24 protein-coding genes and 3 pseudogenes are annotated in these 24,979 nt (G+C 61.3%); 14 read left to right on the forward strand and 13 right to left on the reverse strand.

Translation table 11 applies throughout. The features are described 5' to 3' along the window. The first annotated feature begins 143 nt into the window (after positions 1-143). From H3V53_RS12655 to H3V53_RS12680, 6 genes and pseudogenes are all read left to right on the forward strand, one after another. Complete coding sequence (locus H3V53_RS12655; RefSeq protein WP_336598197.1) at positions 144-932, forward strand: gamma-glutamyl-gamma-aminobutyrate hydrolase family protein; 789 nt, start codon at positions 144-146, stop codon at positions 930-932. 32 nt (positions 933-964) lie between these two features. Beyond that, on the forward strand, positions 965-2,299 hold the full coding sequence (locus H3V53_RS12660) for a glutamine synthetase family protein (protein ID WP_336598198.1): 1,335 nt from the start codon (positions 965-967) through the stop codon (positions 2,297-2,299). A gap of 34 nt (positions 2,300-2,333) precedes the next feature. After that, a complete protein-coding gene (locus H3V53_RS12665; protein WP_336598199.1) occupies positions 2,334-3,761 on the forward strand; it encodes an aspartate aminotransferase family protein in 1,428 nt (475 codons plus the stop codon). A gap of 185 nt (positions 3,762-3,946) precedes the next feature. Continuing rightward, positions 3,947-4,186: pseudogene (locus tag H3V53_RS12670) on the forward strand (FAD-dependent oxidoreductase); the annotation flags it as partial. After that, positions 4,186-5,487 carry an NAD(P)/FAD-dependent oxidoreductase gene (locus H3V53_RS12675; protein WP_419539481.1) on the forward strand — a complete coding sequence of 434 codons (1,302 nt, stop codon included), beginning with the start codon at positions 4,186-4,188 and terminating at the stop codon, positions 5,485-5,487. The pseudogene H3V53_RS12670 and the gene H3V53_RS12675, both read left to right, overlap by 1 nt. A 130-nt stretch (positions 5,488-5,617) precedes the next feature. After that, entirely contained in the window at positions 5,618-6,628 is a 1,011-nt protein-coding gene (locus H3V53_RS12680) for a DUF2891 domain-containing protein (RefSeq protein WP_336598201.1), read from the forward strand. 67 nt (positions 6,629-6,695) lie between these two features. On the opposite strand, the gene H3V53_RS12685 is transcribed toward H3V53_RS12680, so the two are convergent. Both H3V53_RS12685 and H3V53_RS12690 read right to left on the reverse strand, forming a co-directional pair. Continuing rightward, entirely contained in the window at positions 6,696-7,229 is a 534-nt protein-coding gene (locus tag H3V53_RS12685) for an HD domain-containing protein (RefSeq protein WP_336598202.1), read from the reverse strand. Between the two features lie 170 nt (positions 7,230-7,399). Further along, positions 7,400-8,074, reverse strand: a complete 675-nt coding sequence (locus H3V53_RS12690; protein ID WP_336598203.1) for a DUF1488 family protein — start codon at positions 8,072-8,074, stop codon at positions 7,400-7,402. 86 nt (positions 8,075-8,160) lie between these two features. Between H3V53_RS12690 and H3V53_RS12695 the strand changes: the two are divergent. Then, positions 8,161-8,445: pseudogene (locus H3V53_RS12695) on the forward strand (EamA family transporter); the annotation flags it as partial. A 145-nt stretch (positions 8,446-8,590) separates the two neighbouring features. Next, the gene (locus H3V53_RS12700; protein ID WP_336598204.1) at positions 8,591-8,986 is read left to right on the forward strand and encodes a DMT family transporter; all 396 of its coding nucleotides are present in this window, start codon (positions 8,591-8,593) and stop codon (positions 8,984-8,986) included. A gap of 50 nt (positions 8,987-9,036) precedes the next feature. Here the strand turns inward: H3V53_RS12700 and H3V53_RS12705 are convergent, their stop codons facing one another. Next, positions 9,037-9,573: an SRPBCC family protein gene (locus H3V53_RS12705; protein ID WP_336598205.1), complete on the reverse strand. Its 537-nt coding sequence runs from the start codon at positions 9,571-9,573 to the stop codon at positions 9,037-9,039. A 143-nt stretch (positions 9,574-9,716) separates the two neighbouring features. On the opposite strand from H3V53_RS12705, the gene H3V53_RS12710 reads away from it, so the two are divergent. Together H3V53_RS12710 and H3V53_RS12715 are read left to right on the forward strand one after the other, a co-directional pair. Next, positions 9,717-10,118 (forward strand): PPC domain-containing DNA-binding protein, encoded by a 402-nt coding sequence (locus H3V53_RS12710; protein ID WP_336598206.1) that lies wholly within the window; start codon positions 9,717-9,719, stop codon positions 10,116-10,118. 139 nt (positions 10,119-10,257) lie between these two features. Beyond that, positions 10,258-11,154, forward strand: coding sequence for a fructose bisphosphate aldolase (locus H3V53_RS12715; protein ID WP_336598207.1), 897 nt, complete (start codon positions 10,258-10,260; stop codon positions 11,152-11,154). Positions 11,155-11,249: 95 nt separating this feature from the next. On the opposite strand, the gene H3V53_RS12720 is transcribed toward H3V53_RS12715, so the two are convergent. Beyond that, positions 11,250-11,717 (reverse strand): PRC-barrel domain-containing protein, encoded by a 468-nt coding sequence (locus H3V53_RS12720; protein ID WP_336598208.1) that lies wholly within the window; start codon positions 11,715-11,717, stop codon positions 11,250-11,252. Between the two features lie 251 nt (positions 11,718-11,968). Here H3V53_RS12720 and H3V53_RS12725 point away from each other — a divergent pair, with 251 nt between their 5' ends. Continuing rightward, positions 11,969-12,157, forward strand: coding sequence for a DUF2970 domain-containing protein (locus tag H3V53_RS12725; protein WP_336598209.1), 189 nt, complete (start codon positions 11,969-11,971; stop codon positions 12,155-12,157). Positions 12,158-12,175: 18 nt separating this feature from the next. Here H3V53_RS12725 and H3V53_RS12730 read toward each other — a convergent pair whose 3' ends face one another. Beyond that, a complete protein-coding gene (locus tag H3V53_RS12730; protein ID WP_336598231.1) occupies positions 12,176-13,597 on the reverse strand; it encodes an aminotransferase-like domain-containing protein in 1,422 nt (473 codons plus the stop codon). A gap of 67 nt (positions 13,598-13,664) precedes the next feature. After that, complete coding sequence (locus tag H3V53_RS12735) at positions 13,665-15,185, reverse strand: MFS transporter (protein WP_336598210.1); 1,521 nt, start codon at positions 15,183-15,185, stop codon at positions 13,665-13,667. A 116-nt stretch (positions 15,186-15,301) separates the two neighbouring features. Here H3V53_RS12735 and H3V53_RS12740 point away from each other — a divergent pair. Beyond that, positions 15,302-15,667 (forward strand): annotated as a pseudogene (locus H3V53_RS12740) (LysR family transcriptional regulator); the annotation flags it as partial. 380 nt (positions 15,668-16,047) lie between these two features. Here the strand turns inward: H3V53_RS12740 and H3V53_RS12745 are convergent. Beyond that, positions 16,048-17,064: an IS110 family RNA-guided transposase gene (locus H3V53_RS12745; RefSeq protein ID WP_336598211.1), complete on the reverse strand. Its 1,017-nt coding sequence runs from the start codon at positions 17,062-17,064 to the stop codon at positions 16,048-16,050. A 109-nt stretch (positions 17,065-17,173) separates the two neighbouring features. On the opposite strand from H3V53_RS12745, the gene H3V53_RS12750 reads away from it, so the two are divergent. Both H3V53_RS12750 and H3V53_RS12755 read left to right on the forward strand, forming a co-directional pair. Beyond that, a complete protein-coding gene (locus tag H3V53_RS12750) occupies positions 17,174-17,686 on the forward strand; it encodes a LysR family substrate-binding domain-containing protein (protein ID WP_419539482.1) in 513 nt (170 codons plus the stop codon). 258 nt (positions 17,687-17,944) lie between these two features. Beyond that, positions 17,945-18,205: a DUF1488 family protein gene (locus H3V53_RS12755; protein ID WP_336598213.1), complete on the forward strand. Its 261-nt coding sequence runs from the start codon at positions 17,945-17,947 to the stop codon at positions 18,203-18,205. Between the two features lie 290 nt (positions 18,206-18,495). Here H3V53_RS12755 and H3V53_RS12760 read toward each other — a convergent pair whose 3' ends face one another. The 6 genes from H3V53_RS12760 to H3V53_RS12785 all read right to left on the reverse strand — a co-directional run bounded on the left by H3V53_RS12760 (position 18,496) and on the right by H3V53_RS12785 (position 24,838). Further along, positions 18,496-19,071, reverse strand: coding sequence for an H-NS family nucleoid-associated regulatory protein (locus tag H3V53_RS12760; protein WP_336598214.1), 576 nt, complete (start codon positions 19,069-19,071; stop codon positions 18,496-18,498). A 529-nt stretch (positions 19,072-19,600) separates the two neighbouring features. Next, positions 19,601-19,966, reverse strand: coding sequence for a response regulator (locus tag H3V53_RS12765; protein ID WP_054920837.1), 366 nt, complete (start codon positions 19,964-19,966; stop codon positions 19,601-19,603). A 65-nt stretch (positions 19,967-20,031) separates the two neighbouring features. Next, positions 20,032-20,571: a hypothetical protein gene (locus H3V53_RS12770; RefSeq protein ID WP_336598215.1), complete on the reverse strand. Its 540-nt coding sequence runs from the start codon at positions 20,569-20,571 to the stop codon at positions 20,032-20,034. Then, entirely contained in the window at positions 20,568-21,308 is a 741-nt protein-coding gene (locus H3V53_RS12775; protein ID WP_336598216.1) for a methyl-accepting chemotaxis protein, read from the reverse strand. Before H3V53_RS12775 ends, H3V53_RS12770 begins: the two co-directional genes overlap by 4 nt. A 20-nt stretch (positions 21,309-21,328) precedes the next feature. After that, positions 21,329-23,716, reverse strand: a complete 2,388-nt coding sequence (locus tag H3V53_RS12780; protein ID WP_336598217.1) for an ATP-binding protein — start codon at positions 23,714-23,716, stop codon at positions 21,329-21,331. 219 nt (positions 23,717-23,935) lie between these two features. Next, on the reverse strand, positions 23,936-24,838 hold the full coding sequence (locus H3V53_RS12785) for a YihY/virulence factor BrkB family protein (protein WP_336598218.1): 903 nt from the start codon (positions 24,836-24,838) through the stop codon (positions 23,936-23,938). Positions 24,839-24,979 lie beyond the last annotated feature (141 nt).

Raw genomic sequence — 24,979 nt, forward strand, 5'->3', positions numbered from 1 at the left:
GTTCGCTACGCGCGGCGCGATCCGCTGACGACGCTGTCCCGCAAGCACCCTTCTGGCGGCTTCGCGCCCTGCGCGCGGCTGCGGAATCGTGCCGCGCATACCCACATGCCGCGTTCCGCTGTCATTAACGAATACTGTTAGTCATGCAAATGAAACCTTTGGTCGGCGTCACCGCCGACAAAACGATGTCGGGCATGCATCCGTCGCATACGGTCGGCGAAAAGTACATCGCGGCCGTGGTGGACGGGGCGCAGGTTATGGCGATGCTGCTGCCCGCATTGGGCGAACGGCAGGCGCCGCAAGACGTACTCGCGCATCTCGACGGCCTGGTGTTTACAGGCAGCTATTCGAACGTCGAGCCGCACCGTTACGGCGGTCGCGCGAGCACGCCGGGCACGCTGCACGACGCCGCCCGCGATGCGACCACGTTGCCGCTGATGCGTGCCGCCATCGACGCGGGCGTTCCCGTTCTTGCCATTTGCCGGGGCTTTCAGGAAATGAATGTCGTATTCGGTGGAACGCTGCATCAAAGCGTTCACGCGGTGGACGGCTACCACGACCATCGCGAGAACAAGGAAGACGACCTCGACGTGCAGTACGCGCCCTCGCATGCGCTGCAACTCGTGCAAGGCGGGCTGTTGCAGAAGCTTGCCGGCGGCGCGAGCGAAGTGCGCGTGAATTCGCTGCATGGTCAGGGCGTCGAGCGGCTGGGCGACGGCCTCACCGTCGAAGCCCGCGCGCCGGATGGATTGATCGAAGCGATCAGCGCGACGGATGCGCGTGCCTTCACGCTGGGTGTGCAATGGCACCCCGAATGGAAGCATGCGAGCGACGCGTTATCGACAGCGATCTTCCGTGCATTCGGCGCCGCGTGCCGCGATCGAATGCGCATCAGGACGGGTTCGGCAGCGGCTGCAAGCGCAAATGGCTGATCCCGTCCCGCGCAAAAACAGAGAGAACAATCATGCAAGACATTGATGAATTTCTGAAGAAGCACCACATCACCGAAATCGAAGCGATCATTCCCGACATGGCCGGGATCGCGCGCGGCAAGATCATTCCGCGCAGCAAGTTCGAGTCCGGCGAGTCGATGCGCCTGCCGCAAGCCGTGATGATCCAGACGGTGACGGGCGAGTATCCCGACGACGGCACGCTCACGGGCGTCACCGACCCCGACATGGTTTGCGTACCCGATCCGACGACGATCCGCATCATCCCATGGGCCGTCGATCCCACAGCACAGGTGATTCACGACTGCGTGCATTTCGACGGCACGCCCGTCGCCATCTCGCCGCGCCGCGTGTTGCGCCGCGTGCTGGATTTGTACAAGGCCAACGGCTGGAAGCCCGTCATCGCGCCGGAACTGGAGTTCTATCTGGTCGATATGAACAAGGACCCGGACCTGCCGCTGCAGCCGCCCGTCGGGCGAACGGGGCGCCCGGAAACGGGACGCCAGGCGTATTCGATCGAAGCCGTCAACGAGTTCGATCCCCTCTTCGAAGATATCTACGAGTACTGCGACATTCAGGAACTCGAAGTCGACACGCTGATTCATGAGGTGGGCGCCGCGCAGATGGAAATCAATTTCCTGCACGGCGATCCCCTCAAGCTCGCCGATCAGGTGTTCCTGTTCAAGCGCACCGTGCGTGAAGCGGCACTGCGCCATCACATGTACGCGACCTTCATGGCCAAGCCGATGGAGAGCGAACCCGGGTCGGCCATGCACGTGCATCAAAGTCTCGTCGATGAAGAGACGGGGCAAAACCTGTTCACGGGCAGCGACGGCAAGCCAACCGATCTCTTCAATCACTATCTGGGCGGGCTGCAGAAGTACACGCCCGCGTTGATGCCGATCTTCGCGCCGTACATCAATTCCTATCGCCGCCTGTCGCGTTTCATGGCCGCACCGATCAATGTGCAATGGGGCTACGACAACCGCACGGTGGGTTTCCGCATTCCGCATTCGGGACCGCAGGCGCGGCGCATCGAGAACCGTATTCCCGGCGTGGACTGCAACCCGTATCTCGCGATCGCGGGCACGCTCGCAGCGGGTTATCTGGGCATGACGCAACGCCTGACGCCGACGGAACCGCTCTCCAGCGACGGCTACGAACTGCCCTACCAGTTGCCGCGCAATCTGGAAGAAGGCTTGACGTTGATGAGCGCGTGCGAGCCGCTCGCCGAAATCATGGGCGAGCAATTCGTCAAGGCGTATCTCGCGCTAAAGGAAACCGAATACGAAGCGTTCTTCCGCGTGATCAGCTCGTGGGAACGCAAGCATTTGCTGCTGCACGTTTAAGCGAATGTGAAACGGCTAGCCATCTGGAGAGAACATGAGCTACAGGACAGATGAAATCGCCTACGTGCAACCAGCCGCGAAAGCATCGGCGACACAACAACAGCGCAGCACAGCGGAATATCGCGCGCTCGACGCCGCGCATCACATCCATCCGTTCTCGGATATGGGCGCATTGAATCGCGCGGGAAGCCGCGTGATCGTGAAGGCGGAAGGCGTATATCTGTGGGATTCGGACGGCCACAAGATCATCGACGGCATGGCGGGGCTGTGGTGCGTGAACGTGGGCTATGGCCGCAAGGAACTCGCCGACGCCGCGTATAAGCAATTGCAGGAACTGCCCTTCTACAACACGTTTTTCAAGACCACGCATCCGCCCGTCATCGAACTGTCGGCATTGCTTGCCGAATTGACGCCCGCGCCTTTTAACCACTTCTTCTATTGCAACAGCGGCTCCGAAGGTAACGACACGGTGTTGCGCATCGTGCATCAATACTGGGCGACGCAAGGCAAGAAGCTGAAGAAGTTCGTCATCTCGCGCAAGAACGGCTATCACGGTTCGACGATCGCAGGCGGCACGCTGGGCGGCATGGGCTACATGCATGAGCAGATGCCTTCGCAGGTCGAGCACATTGTGCATATCGACCAGCCGTACTGGTTCGGCGAAGGCGGCGACATGACGCCGGAAGCGTTCGGCCTCGAGCGCGCGCGACAACTCGAAACGGAGATTCTCGAACTCGGTCCCGAGAACGTCGCCGCGTTTATCGGTGAGCCTTTCCAGGGGGCGGGCGGCGTGATTTTTCCGCCTTCCACATATTGGCCCGAAATCCAGCGAGTCTGCCGCAAATACGACGTTCTGCTCGTCGCCGATGAAGTGATCGGCGGCTTCGGCCGCACGGGGGAATGGTTCGCGCATCAGCATTTCGGTTTCGAGCCGGATCTGATCACGATGGCCAAGGGGTTGACGAGCGGCTACATCCCGATGGGTGCTGTCGGCCTGCATGACCGCGTCGCCAAGGGGATCATCGAGCACGGCGAGTTCAATCACGGACTCACCTATTCGGGACATCCCGTCGCCGCTGCCGTCGCCGTCGCGAATCTGAAACTGCTGCGTGACGAACATATTGTCGAACGCGTGAAGAGCGAAACGGGACCGTATTTCCAGCGCTCGTTGCGCGAAGCGTTCGCGAATCATCCCATCGTCGGCGAAGTGGCGGGCACGGGTCTCGTCGCGGGAATTCAACTCGCCGAAAACCCGAAAACACGCAAGCGCTTCGCGAACGGCGGCGACGTCGGCACGATCTGCCGCGACTTCTGCTTCAACGGCAATCTGATCATGCGCGCCACGGGCGACCGCATGCTGCTCTCGCCGCCCCTCGTCGTAACAAAGAGCGAAATCGACGAGATCGTATCGAAGGCGAAAAAAGCCATCGACTCAACCGCACAACAACTCGGGCTTTCGTAACGGCAGTCAGACCACCGGCGCGGGCGCCCTGACGCATCGACAACGCGACACACGCTCATGCCGGATCTTTACCTTCAAGGGAAATCAACATGAGCGTTTGTCATCTTCGTCATGCGATCGCGGGGGCACTTATGTCATCGCAACGGAACCGCTCGATCCGACCCGCGCCGCTGCGTTGATGCCGGCGCGCGCCGCACTTCGGTCGCCTTGCGCCGACCGTTTATTTCGCACAAGGCTTCTCGGGACACGGCGTCAACACGACAGGACTCGCGGGCAAGCTGATCGCCGAGGCCATCGACGGCCAGGCGTCGCGCTTCGACCTGTTCGGTAAAATCCGCCATCGCGACTTTCCGGGCGGCGTGCTGCTGCGCACGCCGGCCCTCGTGCTGGCCATGGCCTGGTATCGAATGAAGGATCTGCTTTGATGCAAACACTCGAGCGCCGCGCAGACGCGCTGATTCGCCACTCCTACTACGAAGCCTCCGTCTCGCGTTCGCTCGCGGACGATCCCATGCTCGAAGGCTCGCTCGACGCAGACGTGTGCGTGATCGGCGCGGGCTTCGCGGGCCTGTCGGCGGCGCTGGAATGCCGCGCGCGCGGCCTGTCCGTGGTCGTGCTCGACGCGCATCGGCCCGGCTGGGGCGCGTCGGGCCGCAACGGCGGCCAGTTGCTCGCCGGCTTCGCAAAAGACGACATCATCGAGAAACAGCTCGGTCTGGAAGGTGCACGCGCCGCGTGGGCGCTATCTGTCGAGGCCGTCAAGCTCGTGCGCGAACGGATTGCGCGCTATGAAATCGATTGCGATTTCACTCCGGGCTTCATGACGGTTGCGACCAAAGAAAAGCGCGTTCCCGACCTGCGTGCATGGATGGATGCCGTCATGCAGCGCTGGGGCTATCCGCATCTGTCGTGGATCGACGGGAACGAGATTCGCGGGCGCATCGCGTCCGACCGTTATCTGGCGGGCGTCTACGATGCGTTGTCCGGGCATCTGCATCCGCTCAAGTACTGCCTGGGTCTCGCCGATGCAGCGCGGCGCGAAGGCGCGCAACTGTTCGCGCATTCGCCTGTGCTGGAAGTGGTGCGCGGCGCGCGGCCCGTCGTGCGGAGCGCAACGGGCGAAGTGCGCTGCCGTTTCGTCGCCGCGTGCGGCAACGCGACGCTCGGCAACGTGCTGCCCGCCGCCATCGCGGCACGGATCGCGCCGATCGCGTCGTACATCGTCGCGACGGAATCGCTCGGCAAGGAGCGCGCCGATGCGCTGATCAAGAACCGTCCCGCCATTTGCGACAACAATTTCTTCCTCGAGTACTTTCGCGTGTCGGCGGATCATCGCATGCTGTTCGGCGGCCGCGCCAGTTCGACGGGCGCATCGCCCGCGCAACTCACCGACGATATCCGCAAGCGCATGCTCATCGTCTTTCCGCAACTCGCCGACGCGCAAATCGAATACGCGTGGGGCGGCTTCGTCGACATCACGCGCAATCGCGCGCCCGATTTCGGTTCGATCGATCCGAACTACTTCTATGTGCAAGGCTTCTCGGGACACGGCGTCGCGCTGACGGGCATCGCTGGCCGCATCGTCGCCAAGGCGATGACGGGCGACACGAGCGCTCTCGAGCTGTTCGCGAAGATCAGGCACGCGCGCTTTCCCGGCGGCCCGGCGCTGCGCGGTCCCGCGCTGGAACTCGGCATGCTCTATCACCGGCTGCGCGAACTGTTCTAAGCCGCGCTGCAGCACGTCATGCACATGACAAAAGCGGTTCGTTAGGGGCAGAATGTGCACCTTGCCCGCGAGGCCCGCACGAGGGTCCGTGAGCCCGACCGTAACCCATGTCTGTTAGGACGAGGCGTCGATGACTGCCCTGCTCACCTCCGAGATCGCATCGAAATTTGCTGGACTCGCGCTTTCACATCTGACGCGCGAGTATCCGAACAAGCTCACGCATTCACTTGCCGGACCGCAAGACGTGCAAGGTCCGCGCGCGCTGCACCCTATCTTCTACGGCAGCTACGACTGGCACTCATGCGTGCACGGCTACTGGCTGCTGATGCATCTGATCGAACGCTTCCCCGAGTTGCCCGAGGCGCCGCGCATCATCGGTGTGATCGACGAGCACTTCACCGAACACAACGTCGCTGGCGAACGCGCGTACCTCGATTTGCCGCACAACCGTGGCTTCGAGCGTCCGTATGGATGGGCCTGGCTACTCGCGTTGTCGGGCCAGGCGGCGTCGATGAAGCTGCCGCAGGCGCAGCGATGGGCGAAGACCATCGAGCCACTGACGCAGGCGTTCGTCGAGCGCTTCGAAACGTTCTTGCCCAACGCGACGTATCCGCTGCGCGTCGGCACGCATTTCAATACCGCGTTCGCGTTGGCGCTCACGCTCGATTTCGCGCATCGTACGCAGCGCGATTCGCTGTCGACGCTGATCGGCGACACAGCGAAGCGCTGGTATCTGAACGATGCAGGTTGCCAGGCATGGGAACCCTCGGGCGACGAATTCCTTTCGCCTGCGTTGATCGAGGCGGAGTTGATGCGCCGCGTGTTGGCGCCCGCCGAATTCGTGGACTGGTTCACGCGCTTCTTGCCCGATCTCGCGCAGCGCCAGCCTGCAACGCTGTTCGTGCCGGCCACCGTTTCGGACCGCAGCGACGGCAAGATCGCCCATCTCGATGGGCTGAATCTGAGCCGCGCATGGTGCCAGCGCTCGCTTGCGCGCGCGCTGCCCAACGATGATGCGCGCCGCGCAGTGCTGTTCGAAGCCGCGGATATGCATCTGGAAAGCGCGCTGCAGCACGTGGCAGGCGACTACATGGGCGAGCATTGGCTTGCCACGTTCGCCACCCTGGCACTTGAAGCGTAGCGTTGCGGCGCTGTCATGAACAAAGGCCGGTGCCTGCAAAGACACTGGCCTTTCGTTTGGCGCGAATTTATCTGGACAGCGCTTCTTTCCCGGCGCAATACGCCTCATCGAACAGCGCTTCCAGCCCAGGATGCACACCGCGCAGCGCATCGACGACACTCTTTGCCCAGTCGAAGTATTCGAGCTTCCGTTGAAGCGGCCAGTCGGCGGGAGGACTCGTTGCAATATCGCGCAGGTTGCAGATTTTGTCGGCCAGCTTAACCAGTTTGGCAGCGGTACTGATATAGGCGGCGTGCTCGATCTGCAGCCGCTTGCGCTCCGCTTTCGGCAAAGCTTTGTCGTCGGTGACTTCCATGACGATGTCCGTCACGTCCTTCCCAAACAGGTGACACAGTTCCTGCCCGGTGGTCTGCGTGTCTTCAATGGTGTCGTGAAGAACGGCGGCAATGAGGACACGCTCGTCCTCTATCCCCGCTTCATTGGCCAGCACATTGGCCAATGCGATTGGATGGTTGATATATGGCGAGGCCTCGTGATCCTTCCGACGCTGGTTGCGGTGCTTGTCCGCAGCGAATGCAATGGCGCGAACTAGTTTGTTCATGGTCTCGCGAATCCGAAGGGCGCAGGCTATCGACAACGGACGACTTCCGTGTTCAAGCGCAACGGCAGGGAGGCGCGCGGTGCGATCCCGCGCGGCGCGGGCACCACGTGAGGCGCGCGAGCGGCGGCGCCACGCGCCGATGTCGTCAGAGTGACGGGATGCGCGAGCGCTCAGCGGTATTCGAAATCGTCTGCCGTGATTGACACGTGCGTCGACCCCTTCGCCAGCGCCTTGCGTTCTGCAACGGCGGCAATGCGGCGCTCGCCGTTGCCGAACGCCTTCGACAAATGCGATTCGTCTGCACCGCGCTCCAGCCAGAAATGCTGCTCGAGCGCATCGCGCGTGATCGAGCAGCCTATCGCACGCTTTTGCACGACGATGTCGAAAGTCACAGACTGGCCGTTGGTAGAAAGCGCGAAGTTGCGTAAGGACTGTTCCATTTTCAGCCTCTCGTGAACTGCGATATACCTGTGTTTCGTGATGCTTTCATGAACCATGCACGGATATTTCCGCACGCAAACTATCTCATTCCATTCGGCAGCGATCAGTCCGGGCGAACCCTTGAAGGCCGCACGGCAAACGTTTGTCCGTTGAAAACGCGCGACATGTGCCCATTTTGAAGCGCCGCCGGAGCGCGTGTCTGCTTGTCTGACTCGCCATCTTGCCCGCAGTTTCAGTACTTTCTTTGCGCCGATTCCGTCTGAAGAAAGCTTTGCACGCAAACCAATGCGCCCGAACGACAAGCATACAACGCAATCGTTTGCCTGAGATGTCGCATTGTCTGCAACGGAGAAATCCATGTCATGGCAGAACGCCGTATCATCGAGCCTCGCGAAAAAACTCATACGAAATGTCGATGAAGCATCCACGCTGGGCAGGGCTCGTGTACCTGCTGGTAACGGCCACGGGATGGGCGCTCAACTGGCCCGCGATGAAAGTGCTGCTGCGCGAATGGCCACCCCTCTTTTCGCGCGGCGTGGCGGGCGTGACGGCCGCCGTGTTGCTCGGCATCGTTGCCATCTGCGCGGGCGAGCGGCCGCGCGTACCGCGCGAGTACGTGCCGCGCCTGCTGATCGCCGCATGCACGAATGTGTTCGCGTGGATGGGCTTTTCAACGCTGTCGATGAAATGGCTGAGCGTCAGCGAAGGCGCACTGCTCGTCTACACGATGCCGATCTGGGCGATGTTGCTCGCGTGGCCGCTGCTCTCGCGCAGGCCGTCTGCCATCGAGTTTCTCGCGCTGCTGCTCGGTCTGGCGGGCGTCGTCGTGCTGCTCGCGACGCGCGATCGCGTTCGACGCGGGCAAGATCGCGGGCATCGCGTTCGCGCTGCTCGCCGCCGTCCTGTTCGCGCTCGGCACCGTGATCGCGCGCACGCCGATTCCCGTTGCGCCGATCAGCCTCGTTGCGTGGCAGGTCGGACTCGGCTGCATGCCGATGATCGTCGCGGGCCTGTTGATCGAGCACCCCGATCCCGCTTCGCTGCACGCCGACGGCTGGGCCGTGCTGATCTACATGACGCTCGTGCCGATGGGCGCGTGCTATCTCGCGTGGTTCGCGACTTTGCGTCATCTGCCGCCGCAGATCGCGTCGATCGGCATGCTGCTCGTGCCGATCATGGGCATCGTCGCCGCGGCGCTCGCGCTGGGCGAGCCGCTAGGCTGGAAAGAAGCGCTGGCGATGGCGCTCACGTTGAGCGGCGTCGCGCTCGCGTTAAAGCGCAAAGCGCCGTCGGTCGCGTCGCAACGCGCGTCGTGACTCGACGCATTTGACTGCTTGCGGACGATCGTGCTGAAACGCGCCGGCAGCTACTGCGCTTCAAGAACGCGTTTGAGCCGCGCGACGGCTTCGTCGGATTCCGCCTGAATCTTCGCGCGCAGCAACGCGGCGTTCAGCAACGCAAACCACAGCGTCGGCGAGCGGTAAATAAAAGTGCGCTCGAACTGCGTGCCGTTCGCATCCGGTGTCAGCGCGTAGCTGACCGTGCCCGCGGGCCGACCGTCAATCGTGCCGTCGATCGTCCATCGGGCGGGGCGATCGCGCTCGACGACCGTCCACAGCACCTGCCCGCGTCTTCCCGCGACGCGAAACGCTTCCGTCGTCTGCTCGCCGATTGCCAGCGAATGATCCGTGGCGCCCGTCACCGACAGCGACGACGGATGCCAGGCGGGCCAGTGCGTGGGCGTCGTCACATAATCGAAAACAACGGTCCGGGGGCGCGCAATCGGCATCACGGTGACGATACGCGTCGGCAGCTCGACGGCGTGCGGTAGCGGAATGAACAGCACGCCGATGGCGGCCGCCACGCATCCCAGTGTCACGATTGCTCGCAGCAGCGTTTTCATCGCGATTCGCAATGTCTGGAGGTTCAGGTCGGCGTCTGCCAGGCCGCGCGGCCCGCGAAACGATCTTACTGCTACTGTATCGATGCAGCGGCGCGCGACGCCGCGCTTTCGCACGATGCCAGCACGCCCGACGGAGACCATCCATGCGAGCTCATCCCCTCCGCCTTCAGCCCGGCCAGGACCTGCGCGACGCGCTCGAAGAAACTACCCGCCAGCTTGGCAGCCAGGCCGCCTTCGTAGTGCAAGGCATCGGGAGTCTTGGTGTGGCGCAATTGCGGTTTGCTGGCATCGCGCAGCCGACGGAACTGCGCGCGGACCTCGAAATCCTGACGCTGGCCGGCTCCATTGCGCCGGACGGCGCACATCTGCACATCTCGGTATCGGACGCGGCGGGCCGACTCTACGGCGGACACGTGGCGCGCGGCTGCATCGTGCGAACGACTGCTGAGATTCTGCTCGCGCTGTTGCCTGACCACGCGTTCTCACGCGAAACGGACCCGCAAACGGGATTCATGGAACTACGCATTCGCGCGCGCGATGCCTGAAAAGCAGGCCTGGAACATTCTTCGCTTGTCTGTGCTGTGGCCGCACTTCGCACGATGTAGGAGCCTGCACGGCAATGCCTTACACTTGTCGGGTCGGAAACGCAGGTCATCAATCAGTTGTTCAAGGAGGGAAACGTCCGTGGCAAATGAAAAAATGTTGGCGCAGATTTCTGATAAGGCCGGCTTTATCGCCGCGCTCGACCAGAGCGGCGGCTCTACGCCTGGCGCCTTGCGGCAGTACGGCATACCGGACGACGCCTACAACGGCGACGCCGAAATGTACAAGCTCATCCATGAAATGCGCGTGCGCATCATCACGGCCCCGGCTTTCACGGGCGACAAGGTCATCGCGGCAATCCTGTTCGAAGCCACGATGGACGGTCAGGCCCAGGGCAAGCCCGTGCCTTCGTTTCTGTGGGAAGACCGGGGCGTGGTGCCGTTTTTGAAGGTCGACAAGGGACTTGAAGCGGAAAGCGACGGCGTGCGCCTGATGAAGCCGATTCCCGGACTCGACGCGTTGCTCGAACGCGCGCGCAAGCTGGGCATCTTCGGCACGAAGATGCGTTCGGTGATCGAGCAGAACTCGCCGGCGGGCATCGCGGCAGTCGTCAAGCAGCAGTTCGAATACGGCGCGCAAATCGACGCGCAAGGGCTCATGCCGATCCTGGAGCCCGAGGTGTCGATCAAGACGCCGGACAAGGCAGGCGCCGAAAAGTCGCTGCGCGACGAGATCAAGAAAGGGCTCGACGCACTGCCCGCCGACAAGCAGGTCATGCTCAAGCTGACCATCCCCGACGTGGCGGACTTCTATAAGCCGTTGATCGAGCATCCGCGTGTGGCGCGCGTCGTAGCGCTATCGGGCGGCTACACGCGCACGGAAGCCTGCAAGAAGCTGGCGGAAAATCACGGCATGATTGCGAGCTTCTCGCGCGCGCTGATCAACGACCTGAAGAAGCAGATGAGCGACAGCGAATTCAACGCGAAACTCGCTGAGGCCATTGACGAGATCTACGAAGCTTCCGCCGTCAAGGTCTGACCTGCATCGAACAGCTTGACGTCAAGCCCGAAAACGCAGTGCCGCCCGAAAGCGGCACTGCATCGCGCTACTTGCGCGGCGCTTGACACCTCATCTCAATGCGCAGTGGGCGGCACGTCGGGGTCGACGTAGTCGCTGCGCGAAATCCAGTACGGATCACGGTTGTAATACGTGTGCAGCGATTCGCCCCACCGCGCATCGGCCATCGACGGCCAATGGTCCTTGTCGAAACCCGGTTCGTCCTTTAGCCGCTGTGCGCTGATATCGACGTGAAAGCATTTCTGGTCCGTATCGAGTGTCAGCGCGCTCCACGGTATGGCATGCAGCTTCGCGCCCATGCCGAGAAAACCGCCTTCGGATAGCACGGCATACGCGATTCTCCCGCTGCGAACGTCGAGCATGATGTCCGAAATCTTGCCGACATGTTCGCCATCTGACGAATACACTTTTGTTCCGTCGAGCGTCGAGGCCGCCATCACCTCCGGCCCCGGACCTTCGCCAACCCCGCCGCCGACGATCTCTGCCCCTCCTGTCCTGCGCGTTTGCGGATTGATTGAGCCCATCGTTTGCCTCCTTTGAAAATGAGCGCATTCGATTGCCGCAATGGATGTTCCCGCTTCGGCGCGCCAATTCGTGCATTTATTACCGATCATGGCATCGAACAGGTCGTTTCTACCGCATCAACGATGCGACACGCGGCCGCATCGCTGCTGCGCTGAAAAAGGGACCAACTGCTTCTTATGCGTTCGGCGCCGCGCGCCTACGATCCGCACATGACGACGCGTGATGTTGCGCGAGCTGCCGGAGAACACAAATGGCTTTGCTGAACATGATGCGGATGGTGTTGTGGAGTTTCTTCGGCGTGCGACGCGCCGCCGGGCACGAGGCGGATCTTGCGACCGTCAAATTGCCGTTGTTGCCCGTGATGGCTGTGGTACTGGCCGCGAGTTTCGGCGCGTTGCTGTTCGCCATCGCGAGAATCGCCGTGGCCGTCGCGCATTGAAGCGGCGCGACGGGCTCGCTAAGCCTGCACCGCGCGCGTGATCAGATCGCCGAGCACACGCACCGCGCGCTCGATATCGGCATTCCACGGATGCCCGAAATTGAGCCGCACGCAATGCCGGAAACTGCGCGACACCGAGAAAATGGGCCCGGGCGCGATGCTCACGCCATGTTCAATTGCCTGCCGGTGCAGCGTGAGCGCATCCACCTGAGCGGGTAGTTCGAGCCACACGAAATAGCCGCCCGACGGGCAGGTCCATCGCACGCCCTTCGGCATCGCGCGGCGCAGCGCGAGATTCATCGCATCGAGTTGCGCGCGCAATGCCGTGCGGAGCTTGCGCAGATGCCGGTCGTAACCGCCATGCTGCAGGTAATCGGCAATGCCCGCCTGCACGGGAATACTCGCTGAAAGCGTCGTCATCAGTTTTGCGCGCTGCACTTTCTCGGCAAAGCGGCCCGCTGCCGCCCAGCCGATGCGGTAGCCTGGTGCGAGCGTCTTAGAGAAAGAACTGCAATGCATGACGAGTCCTTGCTTGTCGAACGCCATGGCGGGCAACGGATACTCCGCCTGAAAATGCAGCTCGCCATAGACATCGTCTTCGATTAAAGGCACTTGATGCCGCGCGAGCAATTCGACGAGCGCCCGTTTCTTTTCTAGCGGCATCGTCGCGCCCGTCGGGTTCTGATAATTCGTCATGAACCAGCATGCGCGAATGGAATGCTTGTCGAGGGCTTGCGCGAGCATATCGAGATCGAGCCCCGTGCCCGGATCAACGGGAATTTCGACCGCGCGCAGATCGAGTCTCTCAATTGCCTGAAGCGCCGCGTAAAAACCCGGCGACTCGACGGCCACGAGATCGCCGGGACGCGTCACTGCCATCAGGCACAGGTTCAATGCTTCGAGTGCGCCATTGGTGACGACGATTTCATCGAGCGGCTGTGACAGTCCCATCCCCAGATAGCGCAGCGCGATCTGCTGACGCAGCGCTTCGTTGCCAGGCGGCAAGTCGACCACCGTGCTCCACGGGTTCATCGTCCGCGAGGTTTGCGCAAGCGACCTCGCTAGCCGCGGCAGCGGAAACAGCAGCGGCGAAGGGAACGCTGAGCCGAGCTGCACGACGCCGGGATGTTTGGCCGCTTCCAGCACGCTGAAAACAAGCTCGCTGATATCGACTTTCGCGGATTCGGCCAGCGCGCGCGCGGCCGTCACTTCGCGCCGGTCGCGCACGGCAGCGCCCGGCGCGACGTAGTAGCCCGAGCGCTCCTGAGCGCGAATGAGGCCCCACTCTTCCAACAAATAGTAAGCACGAAAAGCCGTCGATTGACTGACGCCATGCTGTGCGATCACCTGCCGCAAGGAAGGCATGCGCGAGCCCACGGCAACGCTGCCGGAGCGTATTTCAGCCGCCATCGTATTGGCGAGTGCTTCGTATCGGGTCATCGGAATGGCGCGCGGCGGGACGCGCATTGACAGAGCCTTTAATCGTAATCGGTTCCCGCCTGTGCAATCAACGTTTGCTGCGCTTCATCGATAGCGAAACGATCGATGCCGCTGCGCCCGCCACGATGGCCGCCGCACAGAACGCGCGAGCGAAGCCCGAGCCATAGCTCGCGTGCGCGACGCGAACCAGCGACTCCATCGACGCAGGCGCATAGAGTGCGAAGGCCCGCTCGAAGTCTCCCGCCATCACGCGCTCAACGAAGCCCGGCGCGATCGGCAGCCCCGCGTGCGCCATCTGCCCGCTCAAGGTGGAACGCACGCCTCCTGCGAGCACCGCGCCTAGCCCGGAAAAGCCGAGCAGAATGCCTGTGAAGCGCGACGTCGTGCTGATGCCGGAAGCCATGCCTGCGCGTTCGCGCGGCACCGTGCCCATGATCGCCTTTTGCGTTTCGCCGTTCAGCAGACCGCCGCCGCTGCCAAGCAGCGCCATCGCGACGATCAGCCACGCAAGGCTCGTGCTGCGCGCAGCGGCCATCATCGCGAGATTGCCGCACGCGACGACCGTGAGGCCGAGCGTGAGAATCCGGCGCGAATCCATGTACGCGGCGAGCTTGCGTCCCAGTTGCGGAAATACCAGCATCGCCAGCGCAAACGGCAGCATGCCGACGCCCGCGCCAAGCGCGCTTTCACCGCGCACATTCTGCAGAAACAGCGGCAACAGCGACGCCATCACCTGCGCCGACGATGCATATGCAAACATCGCAACGATCGCGCCGACGAATGGCAACGAACGGAATAGCGCGAGATCGAGCATCGGATGCGCGCACCGCTTTTCGACGCCGACGAACGCCGCGAACAGCGCGACACCGGCACTTGCACGCCATGCCACTGCCGTGCTCAGCCATCCTTGCTCCGGTCCGGCGATCAACGCCCACGTCAGCGCGAACATCGCCGCGGCGAATAGCGCAATTCCCCAAAGATCGAGCGAGCGCGGCGTCGGGTCGCGCGATTCGTCGACAATGCGCACCACGCCCGTCGCGAGCAACGCGCAGATGGGCACGTTGATCCCGAACGCCCAGCGCCAGCCGAGCCACGCATTGATGACACCGCCGAGCAGCGGCGACAGAACCATCGTCAATCCCATGATGCCGCCCCACACAGCCCACGCCCGCGCACGTTCGCGCTCGTCGTGAAACGCGTGACCAATGATCGCGAGCGCGGGCGCGAGCAGAAATGCCGCGCCGACACCCTGCACTGCGCGCGATACATATAACAGCGCAGCGCTCGGCGCGACGCCGCACGCCAGCGATGCAGCGGCGAACAGCGCAACCCCGATCAGAAACACGCGTTTGCGTCCGAAGCGATCCGCCAGCGATCCCGCTGGCAGCAACAGCGCGGCAAAACAAAGCACGTACGCGCTGATCACCCATTCGATGTCGGCAAACGAGGCATTCAATTCACGTGCGATGGTAGGCAGCACGATACCCACGACGTTGGTGTCAAGCACTGTCATCGCGCAGCCCATCGATGCGATCAGCAACAGCGGCGTGCCGCGAGACAGAGAATGATTAGCGGTGATCGAACTCATTGTCGTGGTTCGGAAAAAGTGGCGACGCAGAGGCGTATTTCACCAGTTTTCTTTATTCCATTCATTGCGACGTTTGTTCAATATAATTAGGTTCCACCTAATACCCAATCCGCTCCGTGGAGCTCAGACATCTGCGTTACTTCATCGCTGTCGCCGAGCGGCTGCATTTCGCACAAGCCGCGGATGCGCTCGGCATCGCGCCGCCCACGCTTACCGTGCAAATCCAGGAATTGGAGCACGCGCTCGGCGTGCAGTTGTTTCGTCGCACGAAGCGTTCGGTCGCGCTGACCGCTGCGGGCGAAGCTTTCCTCGCCGAAGCGCGCGAAACCCTCGCGCAATTCGAACGCGCGCTGCACGTCGGCCAACGCGCGGGGCGCGGCGAACTGGGACGCATCCATATCGGCTACGTGGGATCGGCGGTTTTTTCGGGCATTTTGCAAAAGCAGATCCGCACGTTTCGCAAAGCACGGCCTCATGTTCTCTACAAGGACTTCCACATTTTTAGCAAGCGCCATCCCATCGGCCCCGACTCACGTGATCGCGGCGCGGTTAGACAGTGGTGATGCAAATGCCCGTGGCTGTTACCGCGGTTGCTACGAGTTCGAGGTATATGGACGGCGTGTCAACAAACGGACATTGTTACTGTCGTAGTGACAGTGGTCCCTGATGAAAGACGCGCGCCAAAGGCTCCAGTCGTACAGCGGGCATCCGGACTTCACAGTCGTTCATCCCAACAACATGAGCGAGCATTCGTCGGCGCAGGTCCAACCTCTTTACTCATCAGCAACTGCACGTCACACCATGCGGGAACTCGCGAACTACAATGCAATTGTCTGCAGTTCGCGTCATTTCTGACGTTGCTTTATGTGGGTAACCTGAACGATTCTCCCAATCGCAATGCGGCCCAGCACATGCGGGCGTTCTTCGCGGCAATGGCGACCACGGCGCGACCGAACCCTCGGCGTTCTTTAAGCTTGATTGCCCATCGACTGACAGAATCGGTGTGGTTCGCAGCCTTCATTAGAAGCGACCGCGCACCCATGACGAGCAATGTGCGCAGATAGGCATCTCCGGCTTTGGTGATGCTGCCCAATCTCGCTTTGCCACCTGAACTATGCTGGCCCGGCGTTAAGCCCAGCCATGCGCAGAATTGCCTCGAGTTTTTAAAGTCGTGCCCATTCCCAATACTGGCAACAATGGCTGAAGCAGTTGTCGGGCCGACGCCGGCGAGTTTCATGAGCAGGCGAGCCCTGTCATTTTGCTTCGCAATCTTGGCGAGATGTCTGTCGGAGGTGGCGATCCGCTCGTCCAGATCAGCGAGATGAACGAGCATGTCTCCAACGACCACGTTGCACCAGCCGGGTAAATCCTCCAGGATCGAATGAATATCCCGTCGCATGAGGCTTGCCTTGAGCGGTAACGCGATTCCGAGCTCGCCAAGCAGACCACGAAGCCGGTTGATAAGCGCAGTTCGCTCTTCGATGTATCCCTGACGTGCGCGGTGGACAAACAACTCCGCTTGCTGATCGATGGTCTTGATCGGCACGAATCTCATGTTGGGTCTCGTAACCGCCTCGCAGATCGCCGCTGCATCATTAGCATCGTTCTTTCCACGCTTGCCTGCCATTCGGTAAGGAGCGACGAACTTTGGTGCCATCAGACGAACGGTATGACCGAGCTTCTCGAACTCCCGCGCCCAGTGATGTGCGCCCGAGCAGGTTTCCATCCCGATAAGACATGGAGGTAGGGAGGCCACGAGTTCGAGCAGCCTACTACGGCGGATCTCAGGTCGTACCAATTCAGGCTTACCTGTCGGCCCGACGCCATGCAGCGCGAAGACATTCTTGGCCAGATCTATTCCGAGCGTTACGATTGCCATGGACTTCCCCTTCGAGTGAGTTGATGGAGCGTGAGAACCCCATCGTGGCACCTTGATGCCGTCGCCCGCAACGGGCGCCTGATTCGGAACGGGGAAGTCCCTTTCATTCGTGCAGGCGACCGAACATCCGATGGGCGAACTCCCCGGACTGCTGATGGAAGGCCGCGTCGATGTCGCATTCGTGCGCATGCCGGTGGAATTGCCCCCGTCGCTGCGCGCCCACGTGCTCGCGCGCGATGCCTTCTGCGTGGCGCTGCCCGCCGAGCACCCGCTCGTGGCCGCGACGGGTCCGATCAAGGCGCGCGCATTGTCCGGCGAAGCCTTCGTCGTGCCGGAGCAGGATCTCGGTACACGGGAAGTCGCGCGGCGCGGGCGCTTCATTCCACGTATCGTCAGTGCGCCGGGCACGCTGCTGGCCGTGGTGACGCAAGTTTCCGTCGGCGCCGGTGTGGCCGTCGTGCCTAATGTGCTGACCCGCGTCGTCAATGTGCCGAATGTCGTGTTCAAGACGCTGGCAGGCGCACCCATCATCTCCGAGGTTGCAGCCGTATTCCGCAAATTCGAGCACTCGCCAGCAACGAAAACGCTCATCGCGCAGATCACGGGCGCACGGGATCAATAGGTTCCGGGTCGATTCCAGGTCGTTCCCGCGTCGTTTCGGGGACCTTTCCGGCTTTTACGCCACACCCGACCTATCATTGGAGAGCGATGCCGTCTCGATGTCACTCGTCAAAGACGGGAGATTCGAAAGACTGGATCGATCCTTGCTGACGGCACCGAAGCGAATGCTTCAGTCCCCCGTCCGGCGCGCATCCCCATCGCCCGGAAGGCGGTTAAGCGAGCGTTCGTGACTCTCACCTGGCACTCACGGAGAACTCAAATGACCATCGAATTCACCAGCCGCCGGCACGTCGTGGCCGCATCGCGAGTCGCATTCGAAGCGACCGTCGAAGGAAAGGAGGTATGGTGCAGCGTATCAATCGACGCCCTGAACGACCATTTCGGCAATACGGGTACGTCGTCGCACGATCTGATTGCAGCGTTCGAAGGCAATCGTAAGGCTATCGAGGACGCTGCCCGCCGCGTGCTGCAGCGAAATGGGGGACAGTCGGTTGAACTGGAGACGCGAGACTTTCACTAATCGTCGCTGAAACAGGGCATCGCGCGCCGGATGGCAAGGCCGCGCGCGGTGCGGCGAAAGCCAATCGTTCGATATGCGGATCGGCTCGAATGACGGAATCCGACCAACGTTCAACCTCAGTCAATTGGCGCGCTTTAGACGAGCAAATGCTTCAAGGCGCGGCTCATCCCGTCAAAGCTTGCGAAGAAGATTCGCACATGCGTTGCCGCAGTGCGATAAGAACGGCCTGAAAAAGGTCATCTTTAACGCGAAAGGGGCAGGAAAAACCTGCCCCACAGCGAAGCGGATTCTTACGCCCGAGCCGGCCTTCCTGCCTTGCGCCCTGCTGTCTTTTTCCGCGCGACGCCATTCAAGCCAGCCACGTTTGCCCCGTCGACCAGGAACTTGCTGCGGTCTTTTTCGCCAGCCAGCCAGGCGGGAGCGGGTCCGCGACCGCTCCAGGTGGCGCCCGTTTCCGGATGACGATACTTCGCAGGCTGCGGACCCTTCGGCTGACCGTTCCCCGGTCCACGCTTGACAGCGACGCGCGTGACAGCCGCCCTCGCCGCACCAGCAACGAGATACTTGTTGCGGTCTTTGACGTTGGCGATCCACGCCGGCGCGCGGCCATGCCCCGTCCACGTAGCGCCCGTTTTCGGATCGATGTATTTGGCTACGCCTTTAGTCTGCACCCCTGCCGACTTGAGCGAAGGGCGGCCACGCTTTTTACGGCCGAGATGCGCATCGATGTCCGCCGTCGACAGATTGTGCTTTGCCATCAATTCCCGAATGCTCTCGAGCGCCACCGTCGACTTTTTCGACGCGATGGCTTCGGCCTGGGCCTGAAGCTTTTTTATCTTTGCTTGAAGTGCTTCGAGTGTAGCCATATTGAACTCCTGATTGACGATACCGGCACTATGCCACGGACCAGTCATAATTGGCTAGAGTTCATCTATTACATGAGAAGACAGCCGTCTTCTGTTCTACTGCCTGGTTTTTCATCCGGCAAATGTCAAAAACCTTGCGAAGGCGTTGACTTTCCAATTACTCACGCTTTCCATAAGTTCCGTAAAGCGACTTTTTTCGCAACCGCCTGAGAAACGCATGGAACACAAAGCCCGCGGCTGCAGATAAATCAAGATCTGCTTTCGTTGTCGTTTCTTATTGCAACGCTGTCGAAAAGTGATTCATGCCGCCCCGATACCCGCCATATGAGATGACATGGCGCAAATATGAAAATACACCGCAAAGACTTCTTTTCTGATCTTCCCCTCGGATGCACGGCATTGCGCTTCATACAGGCGCTCAAATGAGCCATCCCGCATGACCCGGTTCTCAGCATGCGCGTCAGCAAAATGCAAAAAGGCCGGCTCCCGCGCATCATCGGGGACCAGCCTGCCATGCGATGCAGAACTGTCAGCTAGCGAGTTTGCGGAATGTTTCGAGTACTGCGTCGCCCTTGAACGGCTTGACGATCCAGCCTTTCACGCCCGCGGCCTTGCCGCGCTCTTTCATCGCGGGACTGCTTTCCGTCGTCAGCATGATGATGTTGACGCTCGAATTGGCCAGTTCGCCGCGAATCTTCTCGGCCATCGTGAGGCCATCCATATTCGGCATATTGACGTCGCTGACCACCAGACGAATGCCCGGCGACGACTTGAGTTTCGCCAGACCATCCTTGCCGTCCACCGCTGTATCGACATCGAGACCATTCTTTCTCAGGAAACCTGCCACTTCATCTCGAACCGTGCTCGAATCGTCGACTACCAGTACCTTTGCCATTGCTCACCCCGTAGCGCCTTTCAAACGACGCATTTCGTTGATTAAAAAGCTCTCTGCGCGCCGCGTCAGAAGAGTTCCAGTGCACCCCCACTTTCTTCGACGTGGTCCACTTGCGCGACGAAATCGACAGGCGCGCTCGCGCACAGGCATAGCGTCGCGCCCAGTTGTACGTTTGCGCCGATGCCCACGCGAAATGCCGCCAGATGGTCCGGTTTCAACTCCGTCAGATAAGGCACGCACGCACCGCTCAATTGGTAAGGCGTCGACATGCCGAGATCCGGAAAGAACTCGACGAGCTGCTGATTGATCGCGCCACAACACAGATTGCCGACTTCCATCAGCGCTTGCGGAAGCGAGCGGTCTTCTGCGCCGCGCAGAAAGTACTCCCGAGTCATCGCGTCGTCGTCGAAATGCAGCACCAGTAAAAAACGGAATGTGATCGACGAAATAGTCAGAACGACGATATGGCTCGCCAGCGCTCTCTCTGTCTGTTGCGCGTCGAGTGCGGTGATTTCGCACGCTTCGCCGGCGACGATGGGCAAGCGCGTGCGCGCGGAATGAATGAAGATCCGCTCGAAACTGTCTTTCGCTTGCTGACTGATCACGGCGTCGCCTGCTCTAACCGGGATTGAATCTGACCGGCAAGCGATTCGACGCTTGCCAGCGACGCGGCGATCATCTTGCCGCCCGCCTGAATGTCCTGAAACGTCGCCGTCGTAATGAGGTCGTTGCGGTTCAGGCTGTCGTGATAGCTCTTCGACAGTTCCTGCGAGCGCGCCGCGAGTGCGCGCACTTCGCTCGCGACGATCGAGAAGCCGCGGCCTGCCGCGCCCGCGCGCGCCGCTTCAATTGATGCGTTCAGCGACACGATCAGCACATGCCGCACGATCGACGACAGCTCGTTGTTCTTCGCATGCATGTCGTGGTTTTGCGCCATCAGCGAAATCATCTGCTCGTGCCAGCGCTCGAATGTGGCCGACAGATGCCGCAAACGGGCGGCCTCCGTGGCAAGGCGCGTCGCCTGCTGCAGCCACTCGCCCTTGTGCGCCTGCAATGCGTTTAACGCAGCGCGTGCTCCGTCTGCTTCGGCCAACTGCTGCGCGAGATCCTCGCGCAACGTATCGACAAGCGCATGCAGTTCGCGCGCCTGCTGCTCGTGCTGCCGGATATCGGCGGCATGACGCGCTTCGGCTTGCGCGAGCAATGCGTCGCGCGACTCGCGTGCCGTGTTCTGCTCGGCGACGGCCCTTCGCCTGTACCACCACCGATGCGCGAGCGCAGCCGCCAGCGCACCGAATACGCCGCCCGCCATCGCAGCCTCGATCACAAACTGATCAACCACAACCTGTCCTCGTCGTGCTATTAGGAAAGTGCATTCGCCTGAATCGACGTCACCGTTTTCGCGGCGTCGTGCATCGACGTGCCGACGCTATCGACTGCGCAGTGCTCGGGCAGATAGACGATCGTCTGGAACTGACGGAAGTCCGCGCCGACGCGATCGTCAGTGAAGCGCAACTCGATATGTCCGCCTTCGCGCGTGATGAAGTCACGCACGGCATCCATGCCCACGCCGCGCCCCGATACTTCCGTCACGTTTTGCGCGGTCGAAAAGCCCGGACGGAAAATAAACTCTGCCACCACTTCATCGCTCAGTTGCGAATCGGGATGGAGCCAGCCGCGATCCGCGGCGATGCCGCGAATGCGCGACAGCGCGAGGCCCCGTCCGTCGTCGCTCAGCGTAATTTGCAACGCGCTTTCCGCGACGCCCACTTCGATATCGATGACACCCGCTTCCGGCTTGCCGAGGGCAACGCGTTGCGCAGCCGGCTCGATGCCGTGATCGACGCAATTGCGCAGCAGATGCATGAAGACGTTCCTCAGCACGCTGCCCGCTTGCGTGCGTATCCGATAACCGTTGTCGTCGATACGCACGACGGGCGCTGTCTTGCCGAGTTCGGCGGCGAGCGACGGCAGCGATTGCAGCACGCCCGCGAGCACATCCTCTACTTTCTCCGTGCCGAGCAGTCGCAATGTTCTGCGCACGGCATCGCGTGCTGTCAGCAGATCGCGCATATCGGTGGTATTGGCCGTGTCTAGCAGCCGCAGGCTTTCCTGAATGTGCTCGCGATCCACCATCAGATAGCGCTCGACGCCGCCTCCGTCTGCGGACTTGCGACGGCCGAGGCTCACTTCGTTAATGGTTGCATAGTGTTGCAACGCTTCCTTTACGCGCGCGAGTTCGGCGATCAACTGCTCCTGATCCCACTCGTGCGCCGTTTCGGGGCGGCGCAATGCATCGTAGCGCTGCTCCGTTTCGTGCACGACGCTCGTCAGATGCTGAAGGCTGTACGTGCGCGCGTTGCCCTTGATCGTGTGCATGTTGCGGAACAATTCGGCGACGGCCGAGCCGTCCGCCTGCGTGTGCTGGCGAATGATGCGCTCGTTTTCGTTGATGAAGCCCGTCGCGCTGTCGACAAAGTGATGGAACTTCTCTTCGCTCACAGCGAGAATCTCGCCGATCATTTCGAGGCGGCGCTTCTGCTCGCCCGCTTGCGCCGCAAGCTCGCGCAACTCGGTCACGTCGCGCACGCAGAGCATCAGGCGCATCACCGTATCGGATTCGTCGGTGATCGCGGACCAGCTCAGATCGAGCGTCTTGACACGGCCATCGGGCATCATGCGCGTCAGTTCGTTGACAAGCAGATGCTGGTTGAATTCGAAGTTGATGCTGTCTTCGCCAATGCACGCGTGCACGGCGGCGTCGACTAGCGAGACGGTATCCGCACCGAGTTCGCTGTCGCCGAATACGAGGTCCATCAAAGGACGCCCGGCGATGTCCTTCGTTTCGAAGATCGCTTCCAGATACGCCGAATACTCCGAGTGAATCACGGCGCCCTCCACCACCGTCAGAATGCCCTGCTGCATGTTCTGCAACATGGCCTGAATGTCGGCCGTCTTCTGCTTCAGTTGCGCGGAGCTTTGCTGGATTTTCTCGATCATGCCGTTGAATGCGACGATCGAATGGCCGATTTCATCCATGCGCCCGACAGGCACGCGGCGCGTGAAATCCTGGCTCGACGCGATCTCGCTCATCATCGATTGCATGTGCAGCAGCGGCCGCGTGATCTGGCGATACAGCAACAGGCCGATCGCGATCAGGACCAGAATCGCCGCGCCAGAGGCGCTGCCGATCGCCGTCGTCGTGGTGGCGAGGCCTGCGTTGAGCGCATCGATCGCGTCGTCTTTCTGACGGTTCTTTTCAATGCGCAGCGTTTCCACAATCCCCTCCAGCTCGTCGCGATACTGCGCGACATTGGCGAACAAATAGGCTTGCGCTATATCGTTCTTGCCGTCTGCCTTCATTTTCGCCGTGTCGTTGATGGCGGCAAAGTAATTCGCGAGGCTGTCGCGCGCCTGCGTGACGAGTCCTTCCTGTGCGTGGCTCGCGGCGGCTTTGGCCTGCACGTCGAGTGCTTCGCGCAGTGATTTCTCTTTGGCTGCGAGTTCTTTTTGCGCCTGCTCGACCATGTTGGCGTCCGGCGCATAGACGAGCGTCATCGTCGCGAGCTGCACGTCCTTGACCTGCGAGACGAGATCCGCCGACGCGAGTGCGCTGGGTACGACGCCCTGTGTCACCTGGCGAACGTCGCCGGCACTGCCGCGAGTCTGATAGACGGCGTATCCGCCGATTGCCGACAAGGCAACCAGCATCAACACCACGAGTAGAGTGATGCGGTGACGGATGGTCATGTGGTTTTCCCCGTGGTCTGCCACTGCTCTGCGGCAGTGCTGCCCGTTCGCAATCGGCTAGTTGACGGGCGACGGGATTATCGTCGGCAGCTCATGACGAATCTGTGACCGGCGCGCAATCTTCTGTCGGTCAAAAGTGGAAATAGAACAAGTCTGCAAATGACCATAAAGTTTGTGGTTCAGATGCCGTTAACTCCGGACGCTCCATTGCGCATGTTCTCAGCTCGTGACGAATGGCCGCGCAGCAGGTTCCTTCGGTCCCGCGTTGAGCCGCTCGTATTCGGCAATCAGTTGCGCACCGAACAGCATCAGCGTAGCCAGCGCCTCGAGACTAAACAGGACGACGATGGCCGTCGTCAGCGAACCGTAGACGACGCTCACTTGCGAGAGCGTCGCAAAGTACCACACCAGCACGCGACGCGTGATTTCCCATAGCACGGCAGCGGCCACTGCGCCGAACAGCGCATGCCGCAACGTGGTGCGGCCCGCGGGAATCACCAGATAGATCGCTGTCAGCACGAAAATCTCGCCCGCCAATCCGAACAGGTAAAGCACGACGCGCGTCGCGCCCGTCAACGAAATTGCATGACCGAACAGCAGGATGCTATCGCTCGCGACAGCCTGCAGACTACTTGTGACGAACGTGACGAGCAGCACGCCGATACCCAGCGAAAGACTAAACAGATAAGGCAGGATTGCCGAGAAGAGAAAATGCCTGCGCCGGATCGCGACACGATGCACGAAGATGATCGACAACGCGTTTTCCAGCACCGTGAAGGCTAGCGAACTAAAGAAGATCATCGTGACGACGAGAAACCAGCCGATCACCGAGCGATGCGCAAGAAAGTTGGCCAACTCCTTGACGATGGCGCGCGATTGTCCCGGCACGAGCCATTCGAGCAACCGCGTCAGCGTTTCGAGCAACCGTTGCTCGCCGACGAAGTGGCTGAACGCTATCGCCACGAGTATCAGAAGCGGCACGATGGACAGCAGCGCGTAATACGCAATCGCGCCCGCGAGCAGCAGCCCCTGGTTCTTCCGAAACGCTTTGCATACCTGCAGCGCGAATTGCGCAGGATGCGTTACGACGAAATGCAGCGCGCGATTGTGGATCGTTTTCACGTCGAGCCTCCGCCTGCCGCGCGTGTTGCGCCTCCCGTCCAGGTACAGCAAGCGGCGGTCCCGCCTGCCTATGCGTCAGCATCGGAATTTCCGAGCATTTGCCCATTAACTGAACAAAAGAACTTAATTCGGGCATACGCC

This window comes from Paraburkholderia bengalensis (assembly GCF_037126505.1).
Taxonomy (GTDB): domain Bacteria; phylum Pseudomonadota; class Gammaproteobacteria; order Burkholderiales; family Burkholderiaceae; genus Paraburkholderia; species Paraburkholderia bengalensis.

Bases quoted from the DNA above. Each gene is read 5' to 3' on its own strand.
- H3V53_RS12655 (WP_336598197.1), top strand. From the start codon at position 144: ATGCAAATGAAACCTTTGGTCGGCGTCACCGCCGACAAAACGATGTCG.
- H3V53_RS12660 (WP_336598198.1), top strand. From the start codon at position 965: ATGCAAGACATTGATGAATTTCTGAAGAAGCACCACATCACCGAAATC.
- H3V53_RS12665 (WP_336598199.1), top strand. From the start codon at position 2,334: ATGAGCTACAGGACAGATGAAATCGCCTACGTGCAACCAGCCGCGAAA.
- H3V53_RS12675 (WP_419539481.1), top strand. From the start codon at position 4,186: ATGCAAACACTCGAGCGCCGCGCAGACGCGCTGATTCGCCACTCCTAC.
- H3V53_RS12680 (WP_336598201.1), top strand. From the start codon at position 5,618: ATGACTGCCCTGCTCACCTCCGAGATCGCATCGAAATTTGCTGGACTC.
- H3V53_RS12685 (WP_336598202.1), bottom strand. From the start codon at position 7,229: ATGAACAAACTAGTTCGCGCCATTGCATTCGCTGCGGACAAGCACCGC.
- H3V53_RS12690 (WP_336598203.1), bottom strand. From the start codon at position 8,074: ATGAGTTTTTTCGCGAGGCTCGATGATACGGCGTTCTGCCATGACATG.
- H3V53_RS12705 (WP_336598205.1), bottom strand. From the start codon at position 9,573: ATGAAAACGCTGCTGCGAGCAATCGTGACACTGGGATGCGTGGCGGCC.
- H3V53_RS12710 (WP_336598206.1), top strand. From the start codon at position 9,717: ATGCGAGCTCATCCCCTCCGCCTTCAGCCCGGCCAGGACCTGCGCGAC.
- H3V53_RS12720 (WP_336598208.1), bottom strand. From the start codon at position 11,717: ATGGGCTCAATCAATCCGCAAACGCGCAGGACAGGAGGGGCAGAGATC.
- H3V53_RS12725 (WP_336598209.1), top strand. From the start codon at position 11,969: ATGGCTTTGCTGAACATGATGCGGATGGTGTTGTGGAGTTTCTTCGGC.
- H3V53_RS12730 (WP_336598231.1), bottom strand. From the start codon at position 13,597: ATGACCCGATACGAAGCACTCGCCAATACGATGGCGGCTGAAATACGC.
- H3V53_RS12735 (WP_336598210.1), bottom strand. From the start codon at position 15,185: ATGAGTTCGATCACCGCTAATCATTCTCTGTCTCGCGGCACGCCGCTG.
- H3V53_RS12745 (WP_336598211.1), bottom strand. From the start codon at position 17,064: ATGGCAATCGTAACGCTCGGAATAGATCTGGCCAAGAATGTCTTCGCG.
- H3V53_RS12755 (WP_336598213.1), top strand. From the start codon at position 17,945: ATGACCATCGAATTCACCAGCCGCCGGCACGTCGTGGCCGCATCGCGA.
- H3V53_RS12760 (WP_336598214.1), bottom strand. From the start codon at position 19,071: ATGGCTACACTCGAAGCACTTCAAGCAAAGATAAAAAAGCTTCAGGCC.
- H3V53_RS12765 (WP_054920837.1), bottom strand. From the start codon at position 19,966: ATGGCAAAGGTACTGGTAGTCGACGATTCGAGCACGGTTCGAGATGAA.
- H3V53_RS12780 (WP_336598217.1), bottom strand. From the start codon at position 23,716: ATGACCATCCGTCACCGCATCACTCTACTCGTGGTGTTGATGCTGGTT.